This is a genomic window from Georgenia deserti, assembly GCF_042680605.1.
Taxonomy (GTDB): Bacteria; Actinomycetota; Actinomycetes; order Actinomycetales; family Actinomycetaceae; genus Allobogoriella; species Allobogoriella deserti.
Window position 1 is genome coordinate 15,313 of record NZ_JBHUEE010000003.1, and the last position, 14,505, is coordinate 29,817.

A 14,505-nucleotide genomic window follows, 5' to 3' on the forward strand; every position below is an offset into this window, starting at 1 on the left:
CGTCAGGTGGTGCCGTACCGGCGCGAGGTCACCCCGTTGAGTAGGGCCGCACCGATGAGGATCAGGCCCAGGGCCAGCAGTTGAACCTGCGAGGCAATGTTCCCGGCGAAGAGCAGCAGGATGCCGGCATCGAGCCACACCACCAGCAGGGCCGCCCCGACCACACCGGCGACACGGCCGATGCCACCGGTGATGGCGACGCCGCCGAGCACCGCGATGGTGATGGCGGGCAGGGCCATGCCGTTCCCGGCCGTTCCGGCGTCCGGCCGGGCCGAGGCGAACTGGGAGACCGTGACGACGGCGACCAGACCGGAGATCGCCCCGGAGATGATGAACGCCCAGGCGCGGGTGCGGCGTACGTCCAGCCCCGCCCACATGCTCGCGACGTCGTTCGTGCCGACGGCGTAGAGCTTGCGCCCGTAGAGGAAACGCGAGACCAGCAGCCACACGGCGACGACGGTGGGCAGGAGGAAGAGGAAGACCCCGCCGGGGACCAGCGGGACATACGGACCGATGAGAGGCAGCTCCACCGACCGGGAGAGCGAGTACAACCCCTGGATCGGCTCGGTGTTGACGGGGCGCTGGTCATTCACGGTCAAGGCAATGGACCAGTAGCCGTAATAGGTCGCGAGCGTGGCGATGAGCGGCGGGAAACCGAGACCGGCGACGAGGAAACCGTTGAACCCGCCGAGGACCGCCCCCGCCAGCACCGTGGCCACGAGCGCCACCGGCAACGGCCATCCCCAGACCCCGTAGCTGAACCCGAAGAACATCCCGGCGAGCGAGACGATCGAGCCGACGGACAAGTCGATCGCGCCACGCCCGGTGAGGATGACGACGAGCTCGGCCAGCGCCAGCATGGTCAGCGGAACAGCGTTGATGAGCACCGCGGACATGTAGTCGAAGTTGTAGCTGGCGGAGAGCCGGCCCGCGGCGTCCAGGCTGAACATCACGGCGAGGACGACGGCGATGAGCACCGCGAGCAGTGCCAGCCGCTGGGTGAGCAGGGTGCGCAGGAGCCGAGCGGCGAGCGACTCGCGCTCGTCGGCGGCCCCACCCGGCGCCGGCGCCGGGGAGCTGGTCGTGGTGGTCATCGGGCACGCCTCCGTTCCCGCATCAGGTCCGTGCCGACGGCGATGACGATGCACAGACCCACGAAGAGATTGGCGAGCTGGGACGGCCAGCCGAGCTGTGTCACACCGGAGCGCACCGTCTGGACCAGCAGCGCTCCGAGGACGCTGCCGAGGACCGAGCCGCGGCCGCCGGTGATCGAGGTACCTCCGATGACGACGGCGGCGATCACCGCGAGCTCCTGCCCGCGGCCGACGTTCTGGTCCAGGGTCGAGGTACCCCCGGCGAGGGTCATGCAGGCGGCGAGGCCGACCAGCACGCCGGTGAGGACATAGGCACTCATGATCCGCCGGCCGACCGGGATGCCGGCGAGGCGGGCCGAGCGCTGATCGCCGCCGATCGCGTAGAAGTGACGGCCGCTCGGCATGTGCCGGATGTACCACCACGCCGCGGCGACGATGAGCAGCATCAGCAGGAAGCTGTGCGGGACACCGAGGGTACGCCCGGCCTCGCCGCGGCCGAGGAAGGCGAAGGCGGCGGGGATGTTGTTCACCGTCTGGGAGTCGAAGATCCGCAGACCGATGAATTGGAACAGGTTCGCGGTGCCGAAGGTGATGATGATGGCGTGGACCCGGCCGTAGACGATGAGCAACCCGTTGATCGCGCCGAGCAGTCCGCCCAGGCCCAGGGAGACGAGCAACGCCGGGAGCATCGGCAGGCCGGTGCCGACCAGCAGCTTCGCCGTCACCACGCTGCAGACCATGAGCGAGGCAGCGACCGAGATGTCGATGCCTCCGCTGACGATGACCAGGGTCATGCCGACGGCGATCACCGCCACCGGCGCCAACCGCACGAGAAGCGGCTGGAGGGACGCCGCCGTCCCGAACGAAGGCGTCACCAGCGTCAGCATCAGCCACAGTGCGGCGATGACGCCGATGAGGACGAGCTCCTGGCCGGTCACCGGCGGCGGCAGGATGCGCCGACGGCCCCGGCCGGTCGTAAGCGTGGTCATGACGGTGCCTCCCCCTGGGCGGCCGACCCGCCGTCGGTGCCGCTCCGCTCACCGGCGGCGGCCGCCAGCACCTCGGACTGGCGGGCGTGCGGCGGGAACTCTGCGAAGACGGTGCCCTCGCGGACGACGACGAGGCGGTCGGCGATACGGATCGCCTCCCCGAGGTCGGAGCTGGTGACGAGGACGGCGGTGCCCGCGTCGGCGAGTTCGGCGATGATCCGGTGGATCTCCTCCTTGGCACCGATATCGACGCCCTGGGTGGGTTCGGCGAGGACGAGGACCGGGGGGCGCTCGACGAGTTGGCGCGCGAGGACGACCTTCTGCGCGTTGCCGCCGGAGAGATTGCCGACGTGGGTGCGCTCGTCCGGCGTCTTGATCGCCAGCCGGTCGATGAGACCGCGCGCCGCCGTGCGTTCACGATCGCGGTCCAGCCAGACCGCGAGCCGCCGGAAGTACCGGAGATTCCCGACGGAGATGTTGAACGCGACCGGTTGGAAGCTGAACATCCCCGCGGCCTTGCGGTTGGCCGGCAGCAGGTTGATCCCGAGGCTGCGGGCGTGCCGCGGTGAGCGGGGCCGCACGCGCCGGCCCTCCAGGATCAGCTCGCCGGCGGTGATCGGGTCCACCCCGTAGACGGCCGAGGCGATCTCGGCGACGCCGGATCCGATGAGTCCGTAGAGCACGACCACCTCGCCGGGAGCGACGTCGAGGTCGATGTCATGGAACCGGCCCGAGGAACCGAGGCCCCGCAGGGACAGGCGCGGCTGGCCCCTGGTCCCGCGCCGGTCCCGGCTGCTCTCGAGGACTTCGCCGCCGACCATGAGCTCGGCGATACGGCGCACGTCCATCTCGGCGAGGTCGTAGGTGCCGAGGGTCCGGCCGTCCCGCATCACCGTGACGACGTCGGCGATGGAGAACAGCTCGTCGAGGCGATGCGAGATGTAGATGATCGCCACATCCTGGTCGGTCAGGCGCCGGATCGCCCGGAAGAGCACGTCGATCTCGGCCTGGGTGAGGATGGCGGAGGGTTCGTCGAGGATGAGCACGCGCGCGTCGCGTGAGAGCGCCTTGGCGATCGAGACCTGCTGCTGCTCGGCGGCGGACAGAGTGCCCACCGCGCGGGTGGCGATGTCCGCGGGCAGGTCGAGGCGACCGAGCAGTTCGACGACGTGGCGGTTCTGCTCGGCCCAGTCCACCCGTGGCCCGCGCCGCAGCTCCCGGCCGATGAAGATGTTCTCCGCGACCGTGAGCTCGCCGAAGAGCTGAGACTCCTGGTACACGGTCGCGATACCACGTTCGATCGCGTCCGCGGGGGTCCGGATCCCGATGGCCTCGCCGTCGAGCGTGATCGTGCCGGTGTCCAGCTGCTCCGCACCGGACAGGATCTTGATCAGAGTCGACTTGCCGGCACCGTTCTCCCCGACGATCGCGTGCACCTGCCCGGGCCGCAGCTCCAGATCGGCGTGGCGGATCGCCCGGACACCGCCGAACCGCTTGCTGATGTCCCGCAGGGACAGCAGCGGCTGCGTCTCCTCACGCGTCTGCATGAATGCGTCCTCCGCGGCAGCCCGCCCGCGCTCACGCGGGCCGGCTGCCACACCTGTCAGTAGTCGAAGTCGCCCACGTTCTCCTCGGTCAGCACGAGCGGCGGCCCGAGCAGGAGTTCCTTCGTCTCCTCGTCGAAGGTGACGCCGGTGATCTCGTCGCTGACCTCGTTCTCCGCCTGGAACTCCTCACCGCGCGCGAGCTGCGCGCCGGCCCAGGCGGTGAGGTAGCCGAGGTTCTCCACGTCCCACAGGATCGAGCCGGAGGAGGACCCGTCCTCCAGGTAGGGCGCCATCGACTGCGGCGTGCCGACACCGACGGTGAACACCTCACCGATCCGGCCGGCGTCCCGCACCGCCTGCGCCACGCCCGGCGCGGAGGTGGTGCACTGCCCGACCAGGCCGGTCAGCTCCGGGTCGGCGTTCATCAGGTCGGTGGCCATCTCGGTGGCCCGGGCCTGGTCCTCGCCGGCGTAGACGACGTCCGTGATCTCCACGTCCGGGTACTCGGACTCGGTGTACTCACGCTCGACGTCGATCCACGTGTTGAGGTTCTCTGCCGTCTCCCCGCAGGAGACGATGGCGTACCGACCCGAGCCGCCCATGGCGTCGACGAGAGTGTCGACGACGTACTCGCCGATGCCCTCCGGTGAGGCCTGGCTGACGAAGACCTCGCGGACCGAGTCCGGCGCGTCCGTGTCCGAGGTGGCGACGTGGATGCCCGCGTCCTGGGCCTCCTGGAGCACCGGCGCCATGGAGTCGGGGTCGTTCGGGGCCACGACGATGACGTCGACCTGCTGCTGGATGAGAGAGCGGACGATGTCGGTCTGTTCCGCCGGATCGGCCTCGGTCGGGCCCTGGTAGATCCACTCGAGGCCCTCGATCTCCTCGGCGGCGGCCTGGCCGCCGGTGTTCATCGCCTCGAAATACGGGATGCCCTGGATCTTGGGGACGAACGCGACGCTCACCTCGCCGTCGCCACCGCCCTCACCGGCCTCTCCCCCGCCGTCGCCGCCACCGCCGTCGTCGGCCCGTTCGGTGCAACCGGCCAGGGCGAGGGCGGCTGTCGCGGCGGCGACCACGGTCAGTCGTGTCCTACGAATCCTCATGACGAACCTCCTGTGACGACGGCTTCGGCGTCGGGGGACCGGTCAACATCGCTGTCAGGTCGGTGGTACGGACCACCTGTGAACATACTGCCCCGACGGCGTCACGTCGTGGAGGCTCACCCTCCCTCGTCGCGACGCTGCCCGCACCGCCGTGGCCCCCACCCGCCTGTGCCGACTCGTCACTCCTGTGCCGACTCGTCATTCCTGTGCCGATTCGTCATTCCTGTGCCGGTCCCGAGGGCGCCGCACGGTCAGCGCCAGCCCGACGACGACGCACCGCCGCGGCGAGGTCCTCGAGGAGGGCCTGCGTCGTGGCCCAGTCGAGGCACGGGTCCGTGACCGAACGTCCGTAGGCAAGCTCGTCAAGCGGAGCGGGTTCCTGCCGTCCCGCGGCGAGGAAGCTCTCCATCATCACGCCCGTGATACCCGCCTCGCCGCCGGCCAGCCGCGCCGCCAGCTCACGCACCACCTCCGCCTCGCGGACGTGGTCCTTGCCCGAGTTGCCGTGTGCCGCGTCGACCACCACGCCGGCGCGCACGGGGCCGTCGAGACGCGAGCGGCGCGCGAGGTCGAGCGCCGCGGTCACATCGGAGGCCGCGTAGTTGGGACCACCGCGGCCGCCGCGCAGGATCACGTGGCAGTCCGGGTTGCCTGTCGTGCGCACGGCGGCGGCCCGCCCGTCCGCGTCGGCGCCGAAGAACAGGTGCTCGCTCGCGGCGGTCACGCACCCGTCGATCGCGACCTGCACGTCACCGTCGGTGGCGTTCTTGAACCCGACAGGCATCGACAGCCCGGAGGCGAGCTGGCGGTGGACCTGGGACTCGGAGTTGCGCGCGCCGATCGCGCCCCAAGTGACGGCGTCGGCGAGGTACTGCGGCGAGGTCGGCTCGAGGAACTCGCACGCCACGGGCAGGCCCGTGTCCAGGATGCTGAGCAGCACCTCGCGAGCTAGGCGCAGGCCGTGGTGGACGTCGTGCGTACCGTCCAGGTGCGGGTCGTTGATCAGGCCCTTCCAGCCGACTGTGGTGCGCGGCTTCTCGAAGTAGGCACGCATCACCACCAGGAGGTCGCCGGAGTGTCGTCGTGCGGCGGCGGCCAGCCGTTCGGCGTAGTCGAGCGCGGCGTCGGGGTCGTGGATCGAGCACGGCCCGACGATGACGAGCGGCCGATCGTCCTCACCGCGGAGCACCTTGCGGACCTCGCTCCGCGAGGCCGTCACCAGGTCGCCGCGGCGAGCGCCGAGAGGGAGGTCGGCGACGAACTCGCGCGGTGTCGGGAGTCGGTCGAGCGCCCGGATCCGCAGGTCGCTGGTGGCGTGCTGCGGCTCGCGCGATCGGTCGGGGTCCGGTGCGTCCCGGTGATCGGCGCGTCGGCGCGCGGTCTGATGGTCGGCTGTGGTGGTCACGGAATCTCCTGGCGGGACGTGGGCGGCGCCGCCGCACGTGTCCCGCCCGAGGCCCGTCCGACGACGAAGGGCCCGGACGCGCGTCGCGTCTCAGGCCCTGTGCTGGCTCCGGTGCGGGTTGTCGGTCAGGCGCGAGCCCGCCGAGCTCCGACCGGAGCCAACGGAAAGCGCCAATACCAACGGGTGTTCACAGCAGGAACAGTAGAGCCGCACATCGGCCCTGTCGAACCGCCCCCACGATGTGAGCGGCGTCGCCCCGAAGGACCCGGCCTCGGGCTCGATGCCGACCCGTGACACACCGAAGGCCGAAATCGTTGCGATTCCAACGATTCCGGCCCTCGGGACAGAGCGGAGACGGTGGGATTTGAACCCACGGACGGGTTGCCCCGTCACGGCCTTAGCAGGGCCGCGCACTAGACCAGACTATGCGACGTCTCCAAGTCCGGACCCCAGGCTACCGGTCCGGCTGCGGCGGGCAAAAAGCCTCACGGCGTGGGATGTACCACGCCGTGTGGCGGCGCCCTCCGGCCGCCTGCCTGGCGCCGCACGAACACCTCCCCCATGATGAACGGGGCGCCCAGATCGGGCGGGACAACGTCGAGAAGGGCGGTGTGGCGGATGAGGCTGAGCCTGCTGGCCGAGTCCGAACTGCCGCTGCGCATCCTCTCCGACCTGGCACCCCGATTCGAGCAGGAGTTCGCCGAGAAGTTCGACGACGGTGAGTGGTCGATCCGCGTCGGCAAGGAGAGCATCCCGCTCGACACCGACGGCCGCGTCCCTATCGACAGTGAGGCCGCGGCACTGCAGCGTCGTTGGGATTCAGATCTGATCGTCTACGTCACCGACTTGCCTCGCTTCGTGGACGGAGAGCCACTCGTCGCGGACCTCAGCGGCGAATGCACCGTCGCGCTCATTTCCGCCCCTTCGCAGGGACTGGCGCTGCGTCGACGCCTGCACGATACGGTCGTCCGCGCCGTGTCGGCACTCGCCGAACGCAACGGGGATGTGTTCCGCGCCCGGAACCGCCGCAGAGATGTTCTGCAGCCAACGCGGCGGTCAATGGAGACGGATCAGGGCGATCAGCTCTTCGCGATCACAGGTGCGCGTGGCTATGCCCGGCTGCTCATCGGCATCGTCCGCGCCAACCGGCCGTGGCGACTGGCCCCGGCACTGTCCAGCGCAAGTGCCGCGGCTGCCGCCACCGGAGCGTTCGGCATCTTCTACTCGAGCATCTGGACGATGGCAGCGGCCGCCAGCCCCGCGCGAATGCTGCTCGTCATGCTTCTCGCCATCGCGGTGATGTCCGCGTGGCTGATCGGCTACAACGGGCTCTGGGAACGCGGACGGCCGCGCCGCGAGTCGGTACTGCGTAACACCGGCATGCTGGCCACCGTGGCGTCTGCGGTCACCATCATGTACGCACTGCTCTACGTGGCGATCCTCGTCGGCGCTGTCGCCGTCATTGACCCGCAGTACATGTCCCAGCAGTTGCAGGGCGAGTCCGCCAGTATCGGCAACTATCTTTCGCTGGCCTGGATGTCGAGCTCGATGGGGATGGTCGCCGGCGCACTCGGCTCGTCGTGGGATGAGAACAGCGACGTCCGAGAAGCGATCTTCGGACGTCGCGGCTACCAGCGCCGCGCCCAGACCTCCGGCTGGGAGGTCTCCGACCGGCTCCAGGACGGCTAGCCCTGCGACGCCGGCACTCACCGCCGAGGGCGCGCGCCGCGAGCGCACGTGAAAGCGGAGGGTAAGGGATTCGAACCCTTGGTGGGTTGCCCCACAACGGTTTTCAAGACCGCCACATTCGGCCGCTCTGTCAACCCTCCCGGCCGCGCACGACGGCGCAGCAGCGCAGGACAGTGTACGTGGCACGGTACGTCGTGCGCCGATCGCGGCGTCGCGGGCAGGTACCCTCCTGCGTAGTCACCAGGAGGAACATGTCTCGAGCGCCCCGAAGGGCCCTGCGCACCAGCGACATCCTGCTCTCCGCGCTGGCGTACGCGCTGTGCTGGGGAGTCGCCGTCGTCGTCCTGTCGGTCGTCGAGGAGGTCACCTGGGAGCCGGGCGACCCGCAGGGCAGCGCCCTGCCGAGCTGGATCTTCGCGATCGCGGGGTTCGTGCCGGTGCTTGTCGCCGCCGCCGTCGCCTTCACCGTGCCGGCTCTGCTGCTGCGGCGCGGCGCCAGCGTGGGCTGGTTCCTGCTGAGTTTCGCGCTCACCGGGATCGTCGCGTTCGCGGTGCTGACGCTCGTCATCACCCGGGCGCCGGCGGAGCTGGCGGCCCTCGAGTGGGGGCTGCGACAGGTCCTGTCCCTCGTCCTCCTGCCGGCGGCCGGCGGGGCGATCGCGGGCATGGTGGCGTGGCGTCGCGCCAGGTGGCGGGCCGGCCTGCCGCAACCGACGGCGTAGCCGGCCCGCGCCTGCGAGGTCAGCGCGTCGAGAAGGCGGCGTCGAAGGCGGCGCCGGAGGGCTCGTAACGCGAGAGCCGGCGGACGAACTCCAACGCCTCCGGGGCGCCGACGAGGCGGTCCATGCCGGCGTCCTCCCACTCGACCGAGAGCGGACCGTCGTAGCCGATGGCGTTGAGCATCCGGAACGCGTCCTCCCACGGCACGTCTCCGTGACCGGTGTTGATGAAGTCCCAGCCGCGGCGCGGGTCGGCCCACGCCAGGTGCGAGGAGAGCCGGCCGTTGCGTCCGTTGCCGAGTCGCTTCTTCGTGTCCTTGCAGTGCACGTGGTAGATCCGGTCACGGAAGTCCCAGAGGAAGGCGACCGGGTCCAGGTCCTGCCAGACCATGTGGCTGGGGTCCCAGTTCAGCCCGAACGCCTCCCGGTGCCCGATCGCCTCCAGGGCCCGCTGGGTGGTCCAGTAGTCGTAGGCGATCTCGGAGGGGTGGACCTCGTGGGCGAAGCGGACGCCGACCTCGTCGAAGACGTCGAGGATCGGGTTCCACCGGTCCGCGAAGTCCTGGTAGCCGGCCTCGACCAGCCGTTCCGGGACGGGCGGGAACATCGCCACGTACTTCCAGATCGATGAGCCGGTGAACCCGGTCACGGTCTTCACGCCGAGCTTGGCCGCCAGCCGGGCCGTGTTCTTCAGCTCCTCCGCAGCCCGCTGACGTACCCCCTCGGGGTCGCCGTCCCCCCAGAGCTCGTCGGAGAGGATCTCGCGGTGCCGCTCGTCGATCGGGTCGTCACAGACGGCCTGGCCCTTGAGGTGATTCGAGATCGTCCAGACCTGCAGGCCGTTGCGCTCGAGAACCTCGAGCTTGCCCTGGACGTAGGCGTCGTCGTCCCAGCGCCAGGGGTCGAGATGGTCGCCCCAGCAGGCGATCTCCAGGCCGTCGTACCCCCACTGGCCGGCCAGGCGGGCGACCTCCTCGAAGGGTAGATCGGCCCACTGCCCGGTGAACAGCGTGACGTTGCGTGCCATGTCGTGCCTCTCTCCTCGTACGTCCTCAGATCTGGACCCAGCGGTGGGTCTCGGCGTTCGATCGTTCGACGGCATCGAGCACCCGCTGCACGTGCAGGCCGTCCTCGAAGGACGGCGCCGGGTCCTGATCGGCGGCGAGCGCCTCGACCAGGTCGACGACCTGGTGGGTGAACCCGTGCTCGTAGCCCAGCCCGTGGCCCGCCGGCCACCAGTGCCCGGTGTAGGGATGGTCCGGCTCGGTGACCAGGATCCGCCGGAAGCCGCCGGTCCTCGCCTCCTCCGTGCCGTCGAAGAACTGCAGGACGTTCATCTCCTCGAAGTCGAACGCCAGCGATCCGGACGTCCCCGAGATCTCGATCCGCATCGCGTTCTTCCGGCCCCAGGCGTACCGGGTGGCCTCGAGCACCGCCGGCGCACCGGAGGTCAGGCGCGCCGTGAACAGCGCAGCGTCGTCGACCGTGACCGGGCCACGCTCGGACCCGCCCGTGCCGTGCAGCCCGCTGAACGACTCGGCCACCGGGCGCTCGGTCACGAACGTCTCGAGCATGCCCGAGACCCCGGCGAACCGCTGCCCGGTGAGGAACTGCGTGAGATCGACGATGTGCGCGCCGATGTCCCCCAGCGCCCCCGAGCCGGCCTTGTCCTTGTCCAGCCGCCAGGACAACGGCGCCTCAGCATCGGCCAGCCAATCCTGCAGGTACTGCGCACGCACCTGTCTGACCTCACCGATCCGCCCGTCGGCGATGAGCTGGCGCGCCAGCTGGATCGCCGGCACGCGACGGTAGGTGAACCCGACCATCGACCGCACCCCACGCCGTCGTGCCTCGACGGCCGCCGCCACCATGGTCTCGGCCTGCGCGACCGTGTTGGCCATCGGCTTCTCGACGAGCACGTGCTTGCCCGCCTCCAGCGCCGCCTCGGCGATCTCGGCGTGCGAGTCGCCCGGCGTGCAGATGTCGACGAGATCGACGTCGTCCCGCTCGAGGACCCGGCGCCAGTCCGTCTCCACCTCACGCCAGCCGAGCTGGTCGGCCGCCGCCGCGGCAGCCGCCGCACTACGCCCCACCAGCACCGCCATCTCCGGCGCCATCGGCAGGTCGAAGAACCGCGGGGCGGTCCGCCACGCATGCGAATGGGCACGACCCATGAACGCGTACCCGATCATCGCCACGCCCAGGCGCGGCTTAACCGTCTCCGTCACAGTCACCTCTCAGGATTCGAACGCCGTCGGAAGGTACTGGTCGACGTTATCGGCGGTGACCACCGGCGCGTACAGCTGGACCATGCGCGGCACCTCGACCTCCACCAGGTCGCTCATCGCCTTCTCCTGAGCCAGCAGCCTGGCGAGCCGGATACCGTCCGCTGCCTGGGTCGCGGGGTAGATGACCGTGGCCTCGACGACGCTGTCACCGGACTCGATCTCGCGCATCATGTTCGCTGAACCGGCGCCGCCGACCAGGAAGAACTCGTCGCGTCCGGCGTTCTCGATGGCGGAGAGGACTCCGACTCCCTGGTCGTCGTCGTGGTTCCAGATGGCGTCGATCTCCGGCGCGGCCTGCAACAGGTTCGACGCAGCCTCCTCACCGCCCTGGACGGTGAAGTCGGCGTCGACGCGGTTGGACACCTCGAGATCGCACTCGGCGAGCGCGTCCGAGAAGCCCTGGCTCCGGTCCTGGGTGAGCGGGAGGGAGTCGATGCCGGCGATCTCGGCGATGACCGCATCGCCCTGGTCGCCGAGCCGCTCGCAGATGTACTCGCCGGCGCTGCGGCCCATGCCGTAATTGTCGCCGAGGACAGTCACCCGGGCAGCCTCCGGCGTGGAGAACTCGCGGTCGACGTTGACCACCGGGATGCCTTCCTGCATGGCCTGGGTGGCCACCTCAGTCAGCGCGGCGCCGTCGAAGGGCAGGACGACGATCGCGTCGACGCCGTCGTTGATGAACTGCTCGACCTGGCTGATCTGGACGTTGACGTCGTTCGTGCCCTCGGCCACCTGGAGGTCGATGTCCTCGAACCGGTCGGCCTCCTCCTGGGCGGCGGTGGTGATGGCACCCATCCAGCCGTGGTCCGCGGCGGGCGCGGAGAAGCCGATCGTGACGGTCTCGCCGGGTTCGTCGTTGGCGCCGGCGGGTGCGGCCTGGGCGGCGTCGTCACCGCCGTCGTCCTCGGTCTGCGGCTCGTTCGAGGTGCAGCCGGCGACGAGCAGGGCCGCCGAGGTCAGTGCGGTGACGGTCAGCCACCGGCGCGGGATACGGGACATGGTTCCTCCTTGAACGGGTGGGACGGTGCGTGACGGATGGGTGGTGCGGGACTGCACGGCGGTCGCGCAGGCGGGCCGTGCTAGGTCCGGCGGGCGCTGGAGAACCGGCGCTGCAGGATGACAGCGAGCACGATGATGGCGCCGCGCGTGACCGCCTGGACCGAGGAGTCCAGGTTGTTCTGCGTGAAAAGGTTCTGCAGCACGGCGAAGATGAGGACGCCGAGCACCGTGCCGACGATGGAGCCGCGTCCGCCGGCCAGTAGCGTGCCGCCGATGACGACGGCGGCGATGGCGTCGAGTTCCAGCAGGTAGCCGTGTGTCGAGGTGCCGGCAGTGGTCCGGGCGAGCATGAGTACGGCGCCGATCCCGGCGCACAGCCCCGAGATGCCGAAGACCCACACGGTGTGGCGGCGAACCTTGATGCCGGCCAGTCGCGCCGCCTCGGGGTTGCCGCCGACGGCGATGGTGCGGCGCCCGAACGTGGTGCGGGCGAGCAGGAACCAGCCGGCGACGGCCACGATGACGAAGACCCAGACGAGCACCGGGACACCGAGCAGATTGCCGCGGAAGACGTCGAGGAAGCCCTGGACGGAGACGATCTGAGTCTGCCGGTCGGAGATGATCTCGGCGAGCCCGCGCGCCGCGACGAGCATCGCCAAGGTCGCGATGAACGAGACGACGCCGCCATAGGCGACGAGGAAGCCGTTGACCAGGCCGCAGACGGTGCCCACGGCGAGCGCGCAGGCGACGAGGACGATCCAGTGCACGTCCTCGGCCATGGTCTGGGTGGCGACCGTGCTCGCCCACACCGTGGACAACCCGAGGACGGAACCGACCGAGAGGTCGATGCCGCCGGCGGTGATGACAAACGTGACGCCGATGCTGACGACGCCGATCACGGCCGCCTGCCGCAGGATCACCATGATGTTGTCGAGGCCGACGAACCGCTCGCCAGAGGTGGTCACGCCGACGACCAGCAGCGCCACGAGGGCGAGGACAAGGCCGAGGCTGTGCCCCAGTCCGAGGCGGAACTTCGGCTCGCCGCTTCCGGACACGGTCTGCTGGCCGGTCGTGGCGGGTGCCTCGGCCGCGGTGGACGGTGACTCGCTCACGCACGTGCTCCTTCCATGACGAGGTCGAGGACCCGGTGCTCGTCAATGTCTGCGGTGGTGCCGGTGTGGACGACGTGCCCGTCGGCGATGACCAGGACGCGATCGGCCAGGCCGAGCACTTCGTCGATCTCGCTGGAGACCAGCAGCAGCGCGGTGCCGGACTCGGTGAGCCGGCGGATCAGCCGGTAGATCTCGGCGCGTGCCCCGACGTCGACCCCACGGGTGGGCTCGTCCAGCAGCAGCACGTCGCAGCCGTGCACGAGCCAGCGGGCGAGCATGGCCTTCTGCTGGTTGCCGCCGGAGAGCGTGCGGACCGCCCGGCCGACGTCCGGCGGCTGCAGATCAAGCGCCTCGGCCTGCTCACGCGCGGCGCGGCGCTCGGCCGATTCGGCGAGCAGGCCGCCGCGGGCGAACCGGGCGAACGTCGACAGCGTGATGTTGCGGTACACCGGTTCGTCGAGCAGCAGGCCCTGGCTCTTGCGCTCCTCGGGCGCGAAGCCGATCCCGGCGTCGACCGCGTCGCTGACAGAGCCGCGGCGCAGTGTGCGGCCGTGGACGCGCACCGTCCCCGACGTCGCACGGCGGGCCCCGTAGATCGTCTCCAGGATCTCCGAGCGACCGGCGCCGACGAGACCGGCCAGCCCGACCACCTCTCCAGGACGCACCGTGAGCGAGACCCCGTCGAAGACCCCCTCGACGGCGAGGTCGGTGACCTCGAGAGCTGGCTCCTCCGTCCCGGGCCCGGACGAGGCGCCCCCGAAGTCGGTCGCGACGTCCCGGCCGGTCATCAACGAGATCAGTTCCGGCGTCGGGGTCTCGGCGACGTCCAGTCCGGTGGCGACGGTGCGTCCGTCCTTGAGGACGGTGATGCGGTCACCGATCTGCCGGATCTCGTCCATGCGGTGGGAGATGTAGACGACGGCGACGCCCTGGGCGGACAGCGTGCGCACCACCCGGAAGAGGTTCTCCACCTCCTCCGGGTCCAATACGGCGGACGGCTCGTCCATGACGATGAGGCGGGTGTCGCGGGAGAGTGCGCGTGCCATGGAGACGACCTGCTTGCCGGCCGCGGACAGCGTGCCGACCTCGCGGCCCGGCCGGATCTCCGAATGACCGAGCTGCGCGAGGAGTTCACGGGCACGGCTGTGCGAGACGCGGCGGCGCAGAACGCCTCCGGCCGCCAGCTCGTGGCCGAGGAAGATGTTCTCGGCCACGCTCAGTCCGTCGACGACGTCGAGCTCCTGGTACATCGTGGCGATTCCCAGATCCAGGGCCGCCATGGTCGAGCCGATCGTGACCGGCTCGCCCTCCCACCGGATCTCACCCTCGTCCGGCTGGTGCGCCCCGGCGAGGACCTTGATGAGCGTGGACTTGCCGGCGCCGTTCTGGCCGAGGAGGCAGTGCACCTCACCGGGCCGGATCTCGAGGTCGACGCCATCCAGCGCACGGGCGCCCGGGAACGTCTTGACGATCCCGGTCATACGGAGCAGCGGCGTTGCCGTGGCGTCATCGGCCATGTCGAGAAAGCTAGGGGTACTTTTGCGTAGGGTCAAGCAA

Annotated in this window: 12 protein-coding genes and 2 tRNA genes; 2 read left to right on the plus strand and 12 right to left on the minus strand. The window is 70.2% G+C overall.

Annotated features, from left to right (window positions below; translation table 11 throughout):
• Positions 1-2: 2 nt before the first annotated feature.
• From ACFSE6_RS06925 to ACFSE6_RS06950, 6 genes are all read right to left on the minus strand, one after another.
• A complete protein-coding gene (locus ACFSE6_RS06925; RefSeq protein ID WP_388004099.1) occupies positions 3-1,094 on the minus strand; it encodes an ABC transporter permease in 1,092 nt (363 codons plus the stop codon).
• Positions 1,091-2,083: an ABC transporter permease gene (locus ACFSE6_RS06930; protein ID WP_388004102.1), complete on the minus strand. Its 993-nt coding sequence runs from the start codon at positions 2,081-2,083 to the stop codon at positions 1,091-1,093. Before ACFSE6_RS06930 ends, ACFSE6_RS06925 begins: the two co-directional genes overlap by 4 nt.
• A complete protein-coding gene (locus tag ACFSE6_RS06935; RefSeq protein WP_388004105.1) occupies positions 2,080-3,630 on the minus strand; it encodes a sugar ABC transporter ATP-binding protein in 1,551 nt (516 codons plus the stop codon). Before ACFSE6_RS06935 ends, ACFSE6_RS06930 begins: the two co-directional genes overlap by 4 nt.
• A 56-nt stretch (positions 3,631-3,686) precedes the next feature.
• Positions 3,687-4,736: an autoinducer 2 ABC transporter substrate-binding protein gene (locus ACFSE6_RS06940; RefSeq protein WP_388004108.1), complete on the minus strand. Its 1,050-nt coding sequence runs from the start codon at positions 4,734-4,736 to the stop codon at positions 3,687-3,689.
• A gap of 217 nt (positions 4,737-4,953) precedes the next feature.
• Positions 4,954-6,141 carry a 3-deoxy-7-phosphoheptulonate synthase gene (locus ACFSE6_RS06945; protein WP_388004111.1) on the minus strand — a complete coding sequence of 396 codons (1,188 nt, stop codon included), beginning with the start codon at positions 6,139-6,141 and terminating at the stop codon, positions 4,954-4,956.
• A 349-nt stretch (positions 6,142-6,490) separates the two neighbouring features.
• Positions 6,491-6,579 (minus strand) — tRNA-Ser (locus ACFSE6_RS06950).
• Between the two features lie 180 nt (positions 6,580-6,759).
• Here ACFSE6_RS06950 and ACFSE6_RS06955 point away from each other — a divergent pair.
• On the plus strand, positions 6,760-7,830 hold the full coding sequence (locus ACFSE6_RS06955) for a hypothetical protein (protein WP_388004114.1): 1,071 nt from the start codon (positions 6,760-6,762) through the stop codon (positions 7,828-7,830).
• A 55-nt stretch (positions 7,831-7,885) separates the two neighbouring features.
• On the opposite strand, the gene ACFSE6_RS06960 is transcribed toward ACFSE6_RS06955, so the two are convergent.
• Positions 7,886-7,970, minus strand: a tRNA-Ser gene (locus ACFSE6_RS06960).
• A 111-nt stretch (positions 7,971-8,081) separates the two neighbouring features.
• Here ACFSE6_RS06960 and ACFSE6_RS06965 point away from each other — a divergent pair.
• On the plus strand, positions 8,082-8,552 hold the full coding sequence (locus ACFSE6_RS06965; protein WP_388004117.1) for a hypothetical protein: 471 nt from the start codon (positions 8,082-8,084) through the stop codon (positions 8,550-8,552).
• 19 nt (positions 8,553-8,571) lie between these two features.
• On the opposite strand, the gene ACFSE6_RS06970 is transcribed toward ACFSE6_RS06965, so the two are convergent.
• From ACFSE6_RS06970 to ACFSE6_RS06990, 5 genes are all read right to left on the minus strand, one after another.
• Positions 8,572-9,576, minus strand: a complete 1,005-nt coding sequence (locus tag ACFSE6_RS06970; protein WP_388004120.1) for a sugar phosphate isomerase/epimerase family protein — start codon at positions 9,574-9,576, stop codon at positions 8,572-8,574.
• Positions 9,577-9,601: 25 nt separating this feature from the next.
• The gene (locus ACFSE6_RS06975; protein WP_388004995.1) at positions 9,602-10,741 is read right to left on the minus strand and encodes a Gfo/Idh/MocA family protein; all 1,140 of its coding nucleotides are present in this window, start codon (positions 10,739-10,741) and stop codon (positions 9,602-9,604) included.
• Between the two features lie 45 nt (positions 10,742-10,786).
• Entirely contained in the window at positions 10,787-11,836 is a 1,050-nt protein-coding gene (locus ACFSE6_RS06980) for a substrate-binding domain-containing protein (protein WP_388004123.1), read from the minus strand.
• Positions 11,837-11,916: 80 nt separating this feature from the next.
• On the minus strand, positions 11,917-12,948 hold the full coding sequence (locus tag ACFSE6_RS06985; protein WP_388004126.1) for an ABC transporter permease: 1,032 nt from the start codon (positions 12,946-12,948) through the stop codon (positions 11,917-11,919).
• Positions 12,945-14,465: a sugar ABC transporter ATP-binding protein gene (locus ACFSE6_RS06990; protein WP_388004129.1), complete on the minus strand. Its 1,521-nt coding sequence runs from the start codon at positions 14,463-14,465 to the stop codon at positions 12,945-12,947. Before ACFSE6_RS06990 ends, ACFSE6_RS06985 begins: the two co-directional genes overlap by 4 nt.
• Positions 14,466-14,505 lie beyond the last annotated feature (40 nt).

Excerpts from the sequence above, each read along its gene's own strand:
- ACFSE6_RS06970 (WP_388004120.1), bottom strand. The coding sequence starts at position 9,576 with ATGGCACGCAACGTCACGCTGTTCACCGGGCAGTGGGCCGATCTACCC.
- ACFSE6_RS06990 (WP_388004129.1), bottom strand. The coding sequence starts at position 14,465 with ATGGCCGATGACGCCACGGCAACGCCGCTGCTCCGTATGACCGGGATC.
- ACFSE6_RS06975 (WP_388004995.1), bottom strand. The coding sequence starts at position 10,741 with ATGATCGGGTACGCGTTCATGGGTCGTGCCCATTCGCATGCGTGGCGG.
- ACFSE6_RS06965 (WP_388004117.1), top strand. The coding sequence starts at position 8,082 with ATGTCTCGAGCGCCCCGAAGGGCCCTGCGCACCAGCGACATCCTGCTC.
- ACFSE6_RS06980 (WP_388004123.1), bottom strand. The coding sequence starts at position 11,836 with ATGTCCCGTATCCCGCGCCGGTGGCTGACCGTCACCGCACTGACCTCG.
- ACFSE6_RS06930 (WP_388004102.1), bottom strand. The coding sequence starts at position 2,083 with ATGACCACGCTTACGACCGGCCGGGGCCGTCGGCGCATCCTGCCGCCG.
- ACFSE6_RS06925 (WP_388004099.1), bottom strand. The coding sequence starts at position 1,094 with ATGACCACCACGACCAGCTCCCCGGCGCCGGCGCCGGGTGGGGCCGCC.
- ACFSE6_RS06935 (WP_388004105.1), bottom strand. The coding sequence starts at position 3,630 with ATGCAGACGCGTGAGGAGACGCAGCCGCTGCTGTCCCTGCGGGACATC.
- ACFSE6_RS06940 (WP_388004108.1), bottom strand. The coding sequence starts at position 4,736 with ATGAGGATTCGTAGGACACGACTGACCGTGGTCGCCGCCGCGACAGCC.
- ACFSE6_RS06955 (WP_388004114.1), top strand. The coding sequence starts at position 6,760 with ATGAGGCTGAGCCTGCTGGCCGAGTCCGAACTGCCGCTGCGCATCCTC.